Source organism: Enterococcus sp. AZ067, assembly GCF_051715005.1.
GTDB classification, from domain to species: domain Bacteria; phylum Bacillota; class Bacilli; order Lactobacillales; family Enterococcaceae; genus Enterococcus_D; species Enterococcus_D casseliflavus.
Map to the genome: position 1 here is coordinate 292,656 of NZ_JBIOSY010000001.1, position 15,970 is coordinate 308,625.

13 protein-coding genes are annotated in these 15,970 nt (G+C 44.4%); 10 read left to right on the forward strand and 3 right to left on the reverse strand.

Annotation, left to right across the window (positions count from 1 at the left end; all coding sequences use genetic code 11):
- Window positions 1–50 precede the first annotated feature (50 nt).
- Window positions 51–1,364, reverse strand: a complete 1,314-nt coding sequence (locus IGI82_RS01460) for an MFS transporter (protein WP_375819140.1) — start codon at window positions 1,362–1,364, stop codon at window positions 51–53.
- 311 nt (window positions 1,365–1,675) lie between these two features.
- Between IGI82_RS01460 and IGI82_RS01465 the strand changes: the two genes are divergently transcribed.
- Window positions 1,676–2,662 (forward strand): Rgg/GadR/MutR family transcriptional regulator, encoded by a 987-nt coding sequence (locus tag IGI82_RS01465; RefSeq protein WP_115231604.1) that lies wholly within the window; start codon window positions 1,676–1,678, stop codon window positions 2,660–2,662.
- Between the two features lie 209 nt (window positions 2,663–2,871).
- On the opposite strand, the gene IGI82_RS01470 is transcribed toward IGI82_RS01465, so the two are convergent.
- On the reverse strand, window positions 2,872–5,520 hold the full coding sequence (locus IGI82_RS01470; protein WP_128487969.1) for a YfhO family protein: 2,649 nt from the start codon (window positions 5,518–5,520) through the stop codon (window positions 2,872–2,874).
- 162 nt (window positions 5,521–5,682) lie between these two features.
- Complete coding sequence (gene rpmB, locus IGI82_RS01475; RefSeq protein WP_003128045.1) at window positions 5,683–5,871, reverse strand: 50S ribosomal protein L28; 189 nt, start codon at window positions 5,869–5,871, stop codon at window positions 5,683–5,685.
- A 266-nt stretch (window positions 5,872–6,137) separates the two neighbouring features.
- Between rpmB and IGI82_RS01480 the strand changes: the two genes are divergently transcribed.
- The 9 genes from IGI82_RS01480 (at window position 6,138) to IGI82_RS01520 (ending at window position 15,955) form a co-directional block, all read left to right on the forward strand.
- On the forward strand, window positions 6,138–6,500 hold the full coding sequence (locus IGI82_RS01480) for an Asp23/Gls24 family envelope stress response protein (protein ID WP_005227125.1): 363 nt from the start codon (window positions 6,138–6,140) through the stop codon (window positions 6,498–6,500).
- A gap of 46 nt (window positions 6,501–6,546) precedes the next feature.
- Window positions 6,547–8,229: a DAK2 domain-containing protein gene (locus IGI82_RS01485; RefSeq protein WP_005227126.1), complete on the forward strand. Its 1,683-nt coding sequence runs from the start codon at window positions 6,547–6,549 to the stop codon at window positions 8,227–8,229.
- A 111-nt stretch (window positions 8,230–8,340) separates the two neighbouring features.
- Entirely contained in the window at window positions 8,341–10,371 is a 2,031-nt protein-coding gene (recG, locus tag IGI82_RS01490; protein WP_015508817.1) for an ATP-dependent DNA helicase RecG, read from the forward strand.
- Window positions 10,372–10,416: 45 nt separating this feature from the next.
- Window positions 10,417–11,436 carry a phosphate acyltransferase PlsX gene (gene plsX, locus IGI82_RS01495; RefSeq protein ID WP_016609182.1) on the forward strand — a complete coding sequence of 340 codons (1,020 nt, stop codon included), beginning with the start codon at window positions 10,417–10,419 and terminating at the stop codon, window positions 11,434–11,436.
- 110 nt (window positions 11,437–11,546) lie between these two features.
- Entirely contained in the window at window positions 11,547–11,789 is a 243-nt protein-coding gene (gene acpP / locus IGI82_RS01500) for an acyl carrier protein (protein WP_005227129.1), read from the forward strand.
- A 324-nt stretch (window positions 11,790–12,113) separates the two neighbouring features.
- Window positions 12,114–13,121, forward strand: a complete 1,008-nt coding sequence (locus IGI82_RS01505) for an ABC transporter ATP-binding protein (protein WP_005227130.1) — start codon at window positions 12,114–12,116, stop codon at window positions 13,119–13,121.
- Window positions 13,122–14,066: an ABC transporter ATP-binding protein gene (locus tag IGI82_RS01510; protein ID WP_315040715.1), complete on the forward strand. Its 945-nt coding sequence runs from the start codon at window positions 13,122–13,124 to the stop codon at window positions 14,064–14,066.
- Window positions 14,066–15,022: an oligopeptide ABC transporter permease gene (opp4B, locus tag IGI82_RS01515; protein WP_005227132.1), complete on the forward strand. Its 957-nt coding sequence runs from the start codon at window positions 14,066–14,068 to the stop codon at window positions 15,020–15,022. The genes IGI82_RS01510 and opp4B overlap by 1 nt, the downstream gene beginning before the upstream one ends.
- Before the next feature lie 63 nt (window positions 15,023–15,085).
- A complete protein-coding gene (locus tag IGI82_RS01520; RefSeq protein ID WP_153883525.1) occupies window positions 15,086–15,955 on the forward strand; it encodes an ABC transporter permease in 870 nt (289 codons plus the stop codon).
- Window positions 15,956–15,970: the final 15 nt, after the last annotated feature.

Sequence of the window (15,970 nt, forward strand, 5' to 3'; positions counted from 1 at the left end):
CATAAGCTTCGCTGCTCTTGTCCAAAAAGAGAAAGCGAAAGCTTGTGTTTTTATTTTTTCTCAGTCAAAACAGGGGCAGTTTCTTGCCAATCCTCAGTCCTTTCCGCCGCGTTTTTAGGCGCAGCAGTGGTAGGGGTTTTTTCTAAGGTACTGGCAGCGACTAAGGCGGTGATGGCTACCATAAATGCGAAAAGCAAGTAAAGCAGCCAGCTCCAAGCAACGTGATAGCGATTGCCGATGCCTAAAAAGACCATTTGACCGACGGGTCCCCCTAGCATCACGATGGTGGAAAAGATCCCGCTGCTGATGGCGAGATGTTCTTCATCGATCTCACGAATCAGATGTGCCGAAAAGCGAGGATTGATTTTTCCAATCAGATAGCCTTCAGCAAAGAGCAGCACAATCATGAGCCAACGGTTATGCAGGAAGAGAAAATTCAAGGTCAATAGACATAAAACGAAAGAGGTATACGCAATCAAGCGAACCAGACCAGTATTCTTGAACCAGTCGGCAGCAAACAAGGCGCCAGCGACCATGCCGATGGAAGTGGCGATGCCTGCCATCGCAACGGTGTTGCCATAAGTGGCAAACCAAAGCGCAAGGTCATCCAACAGCTGGAGATTTAGTAGACCGCTCGTGCTAGCGGCTAAGGTATTGATCAGTAAGGCAAAGAGGATCATCTTTTTAAGAAAAGCCGTACCAGTCAATAATTTAAAGGTTTCCGAGAAATTCTGAAAGAGTGGTGTTGGTGCTTGATTGATTTTCCCAGGCACCGCATAAAAGAGCGAGCGGTTCCAGAAGATCACGATGGCGGCTAAGAAAAACGTCACGGCATTGATCAAACCAAAAGCGGCAAAATTATTATTCAGTAAAATGATCCCCCAAGCACCGATCCCTTGAAAGACGATTTGAACGGTGGTTTGACACGCCATTTGAAAGCCCATGGCACTGTCTAAGGCGTCAGCAGGCACAAGACGGCGAACATAGGGCAGCTGCAACCCAGAACAATAAGCGCCCAAACAATCAGATACAATGTTGATGCCTAGCAAAAGAAAGAAAGACCATAAACTAGGCGGCAGTTGGATCAAAAAAGCGAGTGCTACAAAAAGGACTCCTTGTAATAGTCGACTGCTGATCATCCATTGCACTTTGTTTCTGGTACGATCGGCTAGATAGCCAGTCAGGATCCGTAAGAGATCAGGGACCAGCAGTGCCATGGAGGCTAAGGAAACAGCAAGGGCATTAAAGGGTAATGTACTGGCGTAAACCACGAACACGATATTAAATAAACTCATGCCGATGCCACTGAGTAAGGCGGCGTTGACTAAGGCACGATAGCCTTTGTTTTGTTGATATTCTTTCATCGAAATCATCCTTTCACGTTCTACGTTGTAAAATCAGTATAGGATGCTTTATACTAAGAGAAGAAAATAATCCACTATAGTGGAATTTAAATGTACCAGGAGCGTACCAGAGGTTACTGTCACGAGTGGCTAACAGCTAAAAGAGTGGCATGTAAATAGGGGATCGTAGATTTTGTTCCTCAACATTTTATAAGGTTGAATCTAAATTTGAATCTAGATTTGAATCTAAAATAGTAGCATTTAATGGCAGAGCTTCATTCGTAAAGCAAGATTGGTTTGGCGTTTGCAGACTGATCGCTAGGAGGATGGTTATGGAAGAAGGAAAACTGTACCGACAATTGCGCAAAGAGCGCGGCTATACGATCGCTCAAGTGGCGGATGAACAAAACAGTCGCTCGTTTATCAGTAAATTTGAGCAAGGTGCTTCAAGTATCAGTATTCATCGATTGGAACGCTTATTAGAAAATATCCATGTCACGGTGGAGGAGTTTTATTATTTACGTGCGCAGCAAAAAGGCATAAAAAGTCACGACAACCTGATGAGCTTCCCCAGCTATATGACGAGCGAATTTATGGATTTACTGGATCGAATTTTAGGGATCAACAAAGAAGCTTTCTTGAGTAACGCCCACGCCCAGCGAAGCAAAGAAGGGTTGGAGGAAATGCGCAGCGAACTGATCGCCGCTTCCAAACAGCATTCTTTTGTTTTTCTGTACCTTGAGATCACAAAGGAGATACATGAAATCAATCTCTCAGGTCCTAAACCCAATCACTCTTCTGGTGACTATATGGAAAAGCTACGCACCAAAACTCGCCCCGTCATTTCCTACCTTACGAAAGTAGACAACTGGGGCGTTTATGAGATTTTACTGTTTCGGTATTTTCAATTCTTGTTTCCTGTCGAAACCTCCTATCACTTACTGCAGATCGCTATTTCCCGCACAAAAAAAGAACAAGGCTTGTCCTTGATGCGAGAAATTCAAATGGATTTGATTTTTAGTTGTTTTACGACGTTTGTCAATTTTCGCCGCCTGGAGTGGGCAAAAGAGGTATTGACCATTGCAGAGGAATTATTGGCAGATCGCGGAGACATGCTAAACAGCACGCATCTTCTTTGCTATCAAGGGTGGTACTGGTATATTTATGGCGATCAAGAAAAAGGACTGTTGAAAATCGACCAAGGGCTTTCGATCTTTCGCGTCTTGAAACAAACCAAAATGGTTAAATTATGGGAGCGATCGTTGCACTCCATCAAGAAAAATGCGGAAGAACCTAACAGTTATCTTATGTTTCGCTAAACGCTCTAAGGGCTAAAGGGCTAGGCATTTGGCCCCGCATCGAAGGGGATCTAGTCGGCAGTGGAGGCTAAGGCCACTAGAGCGAACAACTGCGGAACGCCAGCACAAAAAAAGAACCAAACTCGCCGATCATTGAGCGACACCCATAAGTCAGCGTTTGCTCTAACTTACGGTGAGCGCCTCAAAAAGACGAGTTGGTTCTTTTTCGATTAGGTTTCTGGTGGTTGATCCATGAGTTGACGTTGGTCGTCTAAAACTTGCTTTTTGGCTACTTGTTTCTGGTAAAACCAAGCAAACAGGATAAACAATGCGATGCAGCCGAAGAACAAGCAAACACCGATAACAAAGCCTTGCGGCAAGAAGGACAGTTCCAAGTGATGGGTGCCACTTGGGATCGTCACACTGATAAAGCCGTCTTGAAAGGCGGTGATTGGAACTTCTTTGCCGTCAAGCGTAGCAGTCCAGCCCTTGTCATAAGGGATGGTCGTTACAAGCTGCTGCTCTTTTTCAGTCGTGATATCGGCTTTGGCACTGCGTTTGCCGACCGTCATAGCGACCCCTCGATCTTGGATCGCATCAATTGCTTGTTGGTAGGCGTTGGTATCCAAGGTCACGACTTGCGGGTTTTGGAAGGAGATTTCAGGCGTTCCGTAGAAGCTGACGGTGAATTGAACCGTCGTATCGGTCTCATAGTGCCCTAAGTCGTAGTATTGACCGTTGATACTGATTTGCGTTTCTCGCTGCTGGCCGTTGACTGTCACGGTGGCAGATGAGCTTTCCAATTCCCCAAAGTTGGCAGGGAAAAGACTCAAGTATGCTTGCGAGTTCGCTGGAACCTCCACTTGCCAAGTCACTTCTTTTGCGACATTGCTTTCTTGCTCGGTAAATTTCATATACATGCCGTCATTGGTGATATCTGTATTTTTACTATGGATCACCGTGATCGGCTGAAAGGCAAAATACTCTAAATTTAAATCCGCCAAGCCATTGAAAAGATTTTTCTGGCTCGTCAAGTTGTCATTTTGCGGCTGTTCAATCGATTCAATGGTTGGTTCAGCCAAGAAACCTAGCGGTAACGCATTTTGATTCTCATAAAGCTTGTATTCACCAGATTCCCCCACACGTTGAAAGCCGTATTTGGTGAGATTTGGCTTGGAGATATTGTATTTGATCCCTGTAAAAGCATCCATCAGCAAGGTATTATTCGGATAGCGGATATTTAAATTGGTGCCGCGGGACCGAAAGCCCAGCTTATCCAGGTAGCTTGAGGAATTGCGGTTACGGATCGAAGAAAACATGCTGACACCGCTGTAGCCATAATTGATACTGTCGTTGGAAGAAACAGGATCAAGGTTTTCTAATCGGAAAAAGGTATCATTGTCTTCGTTGGCTTGAGTGACTAGTTTTTTGATGTCCGGATAAGGTTCTGTATACAAACTACGAGAAGCATAGTTCCAATCATTCAAAATTCCGCGAACCATGCCGCTCGTATTGACGGCCATTTCTCCGCAGACGAAGATCAGCATCAAGATCGTCACTCGTTTTTGTGTTAAAAGACCTAATTGCCCGAACCCAATACATAACAAGTAAAGAACAAAGAATACGATCGTTAGCGCAAAAGAAGTAGCGGAAACATATTCATAGGTTCCAGGTCCTTTCAATGCGTAGGAGAGGGCAAACACCACGATCGTAGAAAGACCAATAATGAGAAACAATCCGCGATCTTTTTGCTGCAGCTGCTCCCACCCGTATCCCGCCAGCATGATCACTAAGAAGGAGAACAAATAGGCATAACGGAAAAGGAACATATTTGGGGCATGCATCCCGTGCCAAAAAAGATTCATCGGCACGATATAAAAACTGGCGATCAAAACAGCAAACATGCCAGCGTATAAGAATTTATCCTTCAAGCGGATTTTCTTCGAAACAAAATATAAAATACACAACAGCAGCGGCAATAAGCCGATATAGATGAAGGGAATGGAGCCGTATTTTGTCGTATCGTAAACACCGATCATGTTTTTCATCACGAGGTCAAAGACATCGGTGGCTTCGGTTTTAAAGGAAGAAATCGTTGTTAATTCTTCCCCGTTTGAGCGCAAATCCAATAAGGCAGGTAAGATGATCACCATTGAGGCGCCGCCAGCTAACAAGGAGGTGATGCCGTAAGGAATGATCGCCCCCCGAGCTTGCTTCCAGTTGCGCCCCAACTGAACCAAGAAATACATTACGGAAAAGAGACCGATCATAAAGCCCATGTAAAAACTGGATAAAAATAACAGCAGATAACTGATAAATAACACGACTGGTTTTTTCTTTTTCACTAAACGGTCAATACCTAAAATCACTAGCGGTAGATAGATCATGGCATCAAGCCACATGATCAGTTCCGAATGGGCGGTGATGAAGGACATCAAGGCATAACAGACGGCTAAGGTCACATGCTGCCAACGCTGGATCTTAAAGGTTTGGCTGGCATAAAACCAAAACGCCAAGCCCGCACTGCCGATCTTGATCAAGGTCAAGAAGTACAACGCATCTGGCATCAGCTGATTTGGGAAAAACAAGACCAGAGGAGTGAAGATCCCGCCTAAGTAATAGGAGATCAGTGCCAGATAATTCAAGCCTAAAGAGGCGTTCCATGTATAAAAGATACTTTGTTTGCCTAAGAGCATATTGCGAAAGCTGGCATGAAAGTTTGAGAATTGCGAAAAGGCATCACTGGCTAAGACACTGCGGCTGCTGCCAGGGTAGATGCCGATGGTCAAATAGATCACTGCCATGATAAGAAACGGCAAGAAGAAACTAGCAAGCATATAAGGCCAATGTTGTTTGGCAAATGTTTTTATTTTCGTCACAAGAAGTCACCTGTTCTTTATCAATTTTTTCTTAGTTTACCACAGGTGAATCGATTAAAAAAACAAAGACCTGTTTTCTTTAATGAAAACCTAAGTGAAAGCGCACCAAAGAAAAAAGGGTACAAAAAAAGCCGTTCAAAACGAACGGCCGAAAAGGTCTAATTATACGCGCTCAACTTTTCCAGATTTCAAAGCACGAGTTGACACCCAAACTTTTTTAGGTTTTCCGTCAATCATAACGCGAACTTTTTGCAAGTTAGGTTTCACAGTACGTTTTGTCGCATTCATTGCGTGAGAACGATTGTTTCCACTTGTAGTTTTACGTCCAGTAAAGTAACAAACTTTAGCCATGTGGTTATTTCCTCCTTTGCCTTGATGTTGGAGCGCTATTTCAGCTCATACCATCTGAATTTATCACAGAAAGGTGAAAAAAGCAAGAGTAATTTTCAAGAAACATTGACTTTTCCCGGTAAACATTGTAAATTAAACAAGGTCGAAATGCAAGACGTTTGGTCAGAAAGCCCCTTTTCATATGTCTCATCCTTTTATTTGCGGTACAGCTATGATAAAATATGTAAGAAGAAAGATGGGTCATGCCCATTGAAGGAGGCTATAAAATGGCTGTAAAAATTCAAACCTCATCAGGTATTATTGAAATCAGCAATGAAGTCATTGCAACAGTGGTCGGAGGCGCAGCAACAGATGTGTTCGGCATTGTTGGTATGGCTAGCAAGAAACAAATCAAAGATAACATCAATGAAATTTTACGAAAAGAAAATTATTCTCGCGGTGTCGTTGTCCGCCAAGAAGAAAACGGCATTGCAGTGGATGTATACACGATCGTCAGCTATGGAACAAAGATTTCCGAAGTTTCCCGCAACGTGCAGGAAAAAGTGAAATACAACTTAGAAACGATGCTAGGTGTATCTGCGAACTCGGTAAATGTATTTGTTCAAGGCGTACGTGTACTGCCAGATTAGGCAAGGGATCCGTTCATGGCGGATGATTTTAAGGAGGACTATCTAAGTGAAGGTAACGAATATCAGCGCAAGTCAGTTTCAAGAAATGGTGCAGGCAGGCGCGGCTCGTCTACAAGTTAATGCAGAGTTTGTCAACTCATTGAATGTGTTTCCTGTTCCAGATGGAGACACTGGGACAAACATGAATCTATCCATGACCAGTGGAGCAAAAGCGGTCGCAGATGCGACTTCAGAAAACGTCGGCGATCTTGCCGCTACACTTTCAAAAGGACTATTGATGGGCGCACGTGGGAATTCTGGCGTCATTTTATCTCAATTGTTCCGCGGTTTTTCTAAAGCTATCCCGACCGCAGAAACACTCACTGCACCAGAATTGGCTCAAGCCTTTACTCATGGAGTAGAAACCGCCTATAAAGCAGTCATGAAACCTGTGGAAGGAACCATCTTGACTGTGGCACGCATCGCAGCTGAATATGGCGAGAAAAAAGCACAAACTACCGATGATTGTATCGAAGTGATGAAAGCCGTGGTTCACGGTGCAAAACGTTCATTGGCGAAAACCCCAGATCTATTGCCCGTCTTAAAAGAAGTCGGCGTGGTAGATAGCGGCGGTCAAGGATTGTTGTTCATTTATGAAGGCTTCTTAAATGCGTTGACGGGTGAATACCCAGCCGATGAAATCTTCGAACCTTCCCCAGCGGCTATGGACGAAATGGTCAATGCCGAACATCATCGCAGCGTTCAAGGACACTTAGCGACAGAAGATATCACCTTTGGTTACTGTACAGAAATCATGGTGAAGATCGGTGAAGGTCCGACTGTAGATAGTGAATTTGATTATGAAACATTCCGTAATTACTTAAATGAGTTAGGGGATTCCTTATTAGTGGTCAACGACGATGAGATCATCAAAGTCCATGTCCATACGGAACATCCTGGCGAAGTCATGAATTATGGTCAAAAATTCGGCTCATTGGTGAAAATCAAAGTTGACAACATGCGTCTTCAGCATGAAACGATTTTGGAACACGACCAGCAAGGTGCAAAACCTGCACCAGTGAAACGTCCACGGACACCATTTGCGATCATCGCGATCGCGGCTGGCGAAGGCTTGAAAGAGTTGTTCACTAGCCTGGGTGCTTCATATGTCATCAGTGGCGGCCAAACGATGAACCCAAGTACGGAAGACATTTTGTTGGCGATCAATGAAGTTAATGCCGACCAAGTGATCGTTCTACCAAATAACAAAAACATCTTTATGGCTGCACAGCAAGCAGCGGAAGTTTCCGAAATTCCAGTAGCGGTTGTTGAAACACGGACGATCTCACAAGGGATGACAGCGATGCTGGCATTCCACGAGCAATCCACACTAGCTGAAAATCAGCAAGCTATGACCGATGTCTTAGCAAGTGTTGTCAGCGGATCAGTGACTCATGCGATCCGTAATACATCAATTGATGGCATCGAAATTACAGAAGGCGACTTCTTAGGAATGGTCGACGGCAAAATCGTTGTTTCTGTTCCTGATCGTTTCTCTGCTTCCATGACTACCTTAGAAAAAATGATCACAGAAGATACTGAGATCGTCACCATCATTATCGGTGAAGAAGGCAAAGCCAAAGAAGCAGCGAAAATTGAAGAAGCGATCGTTGAGCTGCATCCTGAGATCGAAGTAGAGATCCATCAAGGCGATCAGCCAGTTTATCCGTATCTTTTCTCAGCAGAATAAACAAATTAGGCGGCGGGGGCAAAAATCGTAGATGATTTTTGGCTCCGTCTTTTTCTATGAATGCAGGAATCTCTGCAATAAACAAAATCACTTTGGAAAAGGAGGGTACCTATGCTGAATCAGCCACTTACGGTATTAAAGGGTGTCGGAGAAAAACGCGCCCAAGACTTGGCGAGTTTAGGGATCGAAACCATTGAAGACCTGCTGAAGTATTATCCGTTTCGTTATGAAGACATTCAAGAACGGCAATTAGCGGAGATTCAAGACCAAGAAAAAGTAACGATCAAGGGGATCGTCGTTTCCCCGCCGGTCGTCAATCGCTTTGGCTATAAGAAGAGTCGGTTGCAATTTCGCATGATGCAAGACCACGATGTCTTTAATGTCTCCTTTTTCAATCAGCCTTATTTGAAGGACAAAGTAGAGGTCTCAGAAGAGATCGCCGTCTATGGCAAATGGGACGCCAAACGCAAAGGACTGACGGGAATGAAAATTCTTGGCAGCAAGAGCGCAGAAGACTTTGCCCCCATTTATCATGTCAATAAAGCCGTGCGTCAAAGTGTGTTGATCGAACTGATCAAACAGGCATTCCTTGATTTTGGTGATCAGATCACAGAGATCTTGCCTTTGTCATTGATCGAAAAATATCGCTTGTTGGATCGGAAATCCGCGATGTTTGCGATGCACTTTCCCAAAGATCCGCAAGAGAGTCATCAAGCGAAGCGTCGGGTGATTTTTGAAGAGTTCTTTTTGTTCCAAATGCAGATCCAAGGACTGAAGAAAAGTGAAAAAGCCGAGAAAAACGGCTTGGCGATCGATTATGATGTGCAACGCTTGAAAGAGTTTACTCGTAAACTGCCCTTTGAATTGACGAATGCGCAAAAGCGCGTGACCAATGAAATCTGCCATGACCTGAAAAGTCCGCAGCACATGCAGCGACTCTTGCAAGGAGACGTAGGAAGCGGAAAAACAGTCGTGGCGGCGATCGCCCTTTATGCCACGATGACGGCTGGCTTTCAGGGCGCACTGATGGTGCCGACTGAGATTTTGGCTCAGCAGCACCTAGAAAGCTTGAATCAGCTCTTTGACCCCTTAGAAGTGACCACCGCTCTTTTGACAGGCTCGACCAAACCAAAAGAACGGCGGGTCATCTTAGAACAATTAGCAGCTGGGGAGATCGACATCATCGTTGGGACCCATGCGCTGATTCAAGAAGGGGTGGATTTTGCACATCTAGGCTTAGTCATCACCGATGAACAACACCGTTTTGGGGTCAATCAGCGAAAAGTCTTACGGGAAAAAGGCTATCTGCCTGATGTGCTCTTTATGACCGCCACGCCGATCCCTCGTACGTTAGCGATCACGGCTTATGGCGAAATGGATGTTTCGGTGATCGATGAAATGCCAGCAGGACGGATTCCTGTAGAGACTCGCTGGGTCCGTCCGCCGCAGTTTGAATCGATCTTAGAGTGGGCGCAAAAAGAATTGGCACAAGGGCATCAGATGTATGTCATCTGTCCTTTGATCGAAGAATCCGAAATGCTGGATGTCAAGAATGCCACGGAGATTTATGAGCAGCTGCAAAGTTACTTTTCTCCTACTTATCAAGTGGGGATGCTGCATGGGAAAATGAAGAATCAAGAAAAAGACAGCATCATGGAAGCTTTCAAAGAAAATCAACTGCAGATCTTGGTTTCCACGACGGTCATCGAAGTAGGGGTCAATGTCCCCAATGCGACAGTGATGCTGATCATTGACGCCGATCGCTTCGGGTTAGCCCAGCTTCATCAATTGCGTGGACGGGTAGGGCGCGGTGCCGATGCTTCTTACTGTATATTGATCGCAAACCCCAAGAACGAGACAGGGGTCGAGCGAATGAAGATCATGACAGAAACCACCAACGGCTTTGTAGTCAGCGAAAAAGATTTGCAGTTGCGAGGACCAGGAGAAGTCTTCGGCAATCGACAATCGGGCTTGCCAGAGTTTGCGGCTGCCGATTTGGTCGCGGATGCCCATATTCTAGAAGTGGCACAAGTCGAAGCTGCCCAGCTTTGGCAAAAAAATGGCTGGCAGCTGTTGCCAGAATTTTCGGCATTGGCGAACTATTTAGCAGCAAAAAAAGCAGACAAACAATTTTTTGATTAAAGAATATGCTATACTGATTGGGAAAATGAAGGGAGTGGCAGCGAGATGCGGATTGCTGTTGATGCAATGGGCGGAGATAACGCCCCAAAAGCGATCGTAGAAGGAGTCATGCTGGCAAAAAAAGACTTTCCAGAGATTGAATTCCTCCTTTACGGAAAAGAAAATGAAATCAAAAAATACATGACGGATGATAAAAATGTCACCATTATCCACACGGATGAAAAAATCAATAGTGATGATGAGCCTGTCAAAGCGATCAGACGAAAAAAAACCGCCTCAATGGTCTTGGCAGCACAAGCGGTCAAAAATGGTGAGGCAGATGCGATTTTTTCAGCTGGAAATACTGGTGCCTTATTAGCGGCTGGTTTGTTTATCGTCGGTCGGATCAAAGGGATCGACCGTCCCGGATTGATGTCCACAATGCCAGTGATCGGCAAAGATGCCGGCTTTGATATGCTGGATCTAGGTGCCAATGCCGACAATAAACCAGAACATTTGGCAAACTATGCCGTCTTAGGGTCCTTTTATGCCCAAAAAGTTCGCGGGATCAATCGACCACGGGTCGGCTTGTTAAATAACGGAACGGAAGAAACCAAAGGCAGTGAATTAACGAAAAAAGCCTTTGAACTGCTTTCGCAAGACCCGACGATCCACTTTATCGGCAATGTCGAGGCTCGGGAATTATTGGATGGTGCAGCTGACGTCGTCGTGACAGATGGCTTTACTGGAAATGCTGTTTTGAAATCGATCGAAGGAACCGCCTTGAATTTGATGGCGCTGTTGAAACAATCGATTCTCGATTCCGGTGCCAAAGGGAAATTAGGCGCATTATTATTAAAAGATGCGTTGCGGAAAGTGAAAAATGAAATGGATTATGCGAAACACGGCGGTGCCGTATTGTTTGGGTTGAAAGCCCCAGTCATCAAAACCCATGGTGCGACAGGACCAGAAGCGGTGGCGTACACCATCAAGCAGATCCATACGATGTTAGCGACAGATGTCGTGGCACAATTGGTCGCCCATTTTGAAGAAATGCCGACTGACAAAGACGAAACGCAATCATAATGCAATGATTGTAATGAAATTGCAAAAATATCTAGACAAAAAGCATAGAAAGCAGTACAATGTTTGTTAGCCATTCTATGTTTTGTGCAAACGCGTGGAGGTGAAGCCAGTTGACACGAGATGAAGTATTCAAGAAAGTTGCGGTCGTGATCGCCAATCATTTTGAAATTGACGCAGAGAACGTAACGGATACGATGAGCATTAAAGACGACTTGAACGCTGATTCGATCAGTGTGATGGAATTCGTCCTTGAACTAGAAGATGAATTTGGTACCGAGATTTCTGATGAAGATGCCGAGCAGATCGAAACAGTCGGTGGAGCGGTTGATTATATTTCAAGCCATCTTGCTTAAGACAGACATAAGAGCTAAGTCCTAGATGACTTAGCTCTTTCTTTCTCATAATTGATCCGCAGTGATTTTGAGCGGCTTTTCTTTGGTAGTGAAATCTAAAAAACGGTCGTTAAACCTGACATGACGGCGTTGAAAGCATAATGTAAATTTTCTGAAAATTCAGTGTATTAACTTTTCTGGGACTTGCATTATTGGTGGCATTTCTATATAATTATTAAGAATATATTATACAATGTTAAGAAAGCTTTTGGAAATGAAATGCATGTTCCTTCTTTTTTTACATTAAATTGCAAGACATCTTAGAAAGTAGAGAGGGGTATTCGATTGTCCAGAGATAATCAATTACTAGATGTTCAAAACCTTCACACAGGTTTTCGTATTAAAGACGATTACTATGACGCAGTAGATGGTATTTCTTTTACACTGGATCGCAATGAGATCTTAGCGATCGTAGGAGAATCTGGTTGCGGCAAGAGTACGTTAGCTACAACGATCATGGGGCTGCATGACCCAAACAACACGAAAATCACCGGAGAAATCTTATATAAAGATTTAAACTTGTCAAACTTAAACGAAACGCTGTACAACAAAATTCGCGGAAATGATATAGGGATGATTTTCCAAGATCCATTGTCTGCACTGAATCCTTTGATGCGGATCGAAGATCAAATCAAAGAAGGGTTATCCTACCATACGGATATGACCGCCGAACAGCGTCAAGCACGAGCATTAGAATTATTAGAACAAGTGGGGATTCCCAATCCACCGCGAGTAGGACGTCAATACCCTCATGAATTGTCTGGTGGGATGCGTCAGCGGGTCATCATTGCGATCGCGATTGCTTGTAAACCACCAATCATTATTGCCGATGAACCAACGACCGCGTTGGACGTGACAATCCAAGCACAGATCCTTGATCTACTAAAAGATTTGCAAGAAGAAACACAGACGGGGATCATTTTGATCACCCACGATTTAGGTGTCGTAGCAGAGATGGCCGACCGAGTAGCCGTGATGTACGGGGGTCAGTTTGTGGAAGTCGCAACAGCCGAAGAGTTGTTTGCCAATCCGAAACATCCATACACCCGCTCATTGCTTAACTCGATCCCTCAAGAAAATTCACAAGACAGTGAACTGCACGTGATCGAAGGCGTAGTTCCTTCATTGAAAAATATGCCACGGACGGGTTGTCGGTTTGCCGCACGGATTCCTTGGATTCCTGAAAGCGACCACGAAGCAAACCCAGTCTTGCATGAAGTAGCACCTGATCATTTGGTCCGTTGCACATGCTACAAGCATTTTCATTTTAGAGACGAAGAAGGAGAAGTGTAGATGACAGAATTAATTACAATTAAAGATCTGAAAGTCCACTATCCTATTCGCAGCGGATTTTTCAACCGCGTCACGGACCATGTGTATGCCGTTGACGGTGTGGACTTCGTCATAGAAAAAGGAAAAACCTACGGATTGGTTGGTGAGTCTGGTTCTGGTAAATCCACGACGGGGAAAGCCATCGTTGGGTTAGAAAAAATCACCAGTGGCGAAATCATTTATGATGGGCAAGACGTGACCAAACGTTCCGTCCGCAAGAAAATGAACTACAACAAAGATGTCCAAATGATTTTCCAAGATTCAATGTCCAGCTTGAATCCTAAAAAACGCGTGGTAGACATTATCGCCGAACCATTACGCAACTTTGAACGCTTAAGCGATCAAGAAGAGAAAAAACGAGTGAAAAGCCTTCTGGATATCGTTGGGATGCCAGAAGATGCCCTATACAAATATCCTCATGAATTCTCTGGCGGACAACGTCAACGGTTAGGGGTTGCCCGCGCGGTAGCATCCAATCCAAAACTGATCGTCGCCGATGAGCCGGTTTCAGCCCTTGACTTATCCGTGCAAGCGCAGGTACTGAACTTTATGAAACGGATCCAGCAAGAATTTGGCTTAAGTTTCTTATTTATCTCTCATGACTTAGGGGTCGTAAAACACATGTGTGACAATATCGCCATCATGTACAAAGGCCGCTTCGTTGAGATCGGGACACGGGAAGACATCTATCAAGACCCGCGTCACATCTATACAAAACGTTTATTATCAGCGATTCCTCAAATCGACGTAAAAAATCGCGATGCTCACAAAGAAAACCGCCGCAAGGTCGAGTTGGAATATGTGACCCATCAAAAAGATTACTACGACGAAACTGGCAGAGTGTATGACTTGCGTAAAATCACCGAGTCGCACCAAGTCGCATTGAAAAACGGGGGTGCTGAATAATGTGGAAAACAATTCTACGTCGTTTGTTGTTGATGATCCCGCAAGTCATTATTTTGAGTATCTTGATTTTCTTGATCGCACAAGCAATGCCTGGGGATCCATTTACTGGTTTGATCAATCCAAACCAAGATCCAGCTGTTATTGAGCGGATGCGTGAAGCCGCTGGTTTGAATGACCCATGGTATACCCAGTATTTCCGTTGGATCGGAAATGCCTTAAAAGGGGACTTTGGTCAAAGTTTCATCTTTAAATTACCTGTTTCAACGTTATTAGCAGGACGTATCAGCAATACATTGTGGTTATCTTTATTGACGGTCATTTTGACTTACGTGATTGCCATTCCTTTAGGGATGTGGGCAGGACGTTACCAAAATTCATTGCTTGATAAAGTCGTCGTTGTTTACAACTTCTTCAGTTTCGCCGTACCGTTGTTTATCTTTGCGTTGATCGCATTGTTCATCTTCGGTTACCGATTGGCTTGGTTCCCAACGGGTGGTTCCGTTGCACCGGGGGTCAGCGGCATGGCTGAGTTTTGGAGTCGCTTGTATCACCTACTATTACCGGCGATCACTTCTGCATTATTAGGAACAGCAGTGACGATCCAATACTTGCGAAGTGAAGTCATTGATTCGAAATCATTGGATTTCGTTCGTACCGCTCGTTCAAAAGGGGTACCAACGAATAAAGTCTTCTCACGTCACGTTTTCCGTAATGCATCGTTGCCGATCGCATCACAAATGGGCTACGAGATCACTTCATTGATCGCAGGTTCTGTGGTCATTGAGAAAATCTTCGCTTACCCAGGTGTCGGAAAACTGTTTATCGATAGTATCGTCCAACGGGACTATGCCGTGATCACTTCACTGACATTGATCTTAGGACTAGCGACCTTGATCGGTACGCTGCTATCAGATATCATCATGAGTATTGTCGATCCAAGAATCAGAATCCAGTAATAGGAGGGGATAAATGTGTCTGAAAAGAAAGAAAAAGTACTAAAACAAGAGAGCATCCCGCCTATGGGATTAAAAATGATTTTTCGCGAATTCTTAAAAGATAAAATGGCGATCTTTTCATTAGTTTTGTTAGTCGCAGTTTTATTGTTCGTGTTTATCGGCTCAGCAGTTATCGACCAATCACAAGTGATGCGTGTCAGCATCCTTGATAAATACGCTGTACCCGGCGCGATTTCGCCAAACGGCGGCACCTACCTTTTAGGGGCGGATGAAGGTGGCCGTGATGTTTGGGGACAATTGATCATCGGTGCGCGTAACTCAATCTTGATTGGTTTTTCAATCACGATCATTACGTCGATCGTTGGGGTCGGACTAGGGATCATTTCAGGTTACTATGGTGGCATCATTGATAACATTTTGATGCGTATCGTTGACTTTGTTATGATTTTGCCGATCATGTTGATCATTATCGTTATCGTATCGATCGTACCTCGTTACAACGTTTGGACCTTTATATGGGTCATGAGTGCCTTTTACTGGGTCGGAAAAGCAAGGCTCTTCCGAAGTAAGACCCTTTCAGAAGGCCGTCGCGACTATGTTAGTGCATCGAAAACCCTTGGAACCAATGACTTTGTCATCATGTTCCGCGAAATCATGCCGAATCTTAGCTCATTGATCATCACCAACTTAACAATGAACTTTGCAGCGAATATCGGTATTGAAACGACACTAACATTCTTAGGTTTTGGTCTGCCGACCAATGTTCCAAGTTTAGGAACGCTGATCGGATATGCCAGCAGCGGTGATGTGCTGGTCAACAGACAGTGGATCTGGTTACCCGCATCAATTCTAATTTTAGTCTTGATGTTGAGTATCAATTACGTTGGTCAAGCATTTAAGCGTTCAGCGGATGCGCGTCAACGACTAGGATAAACAAGGAGGATACAG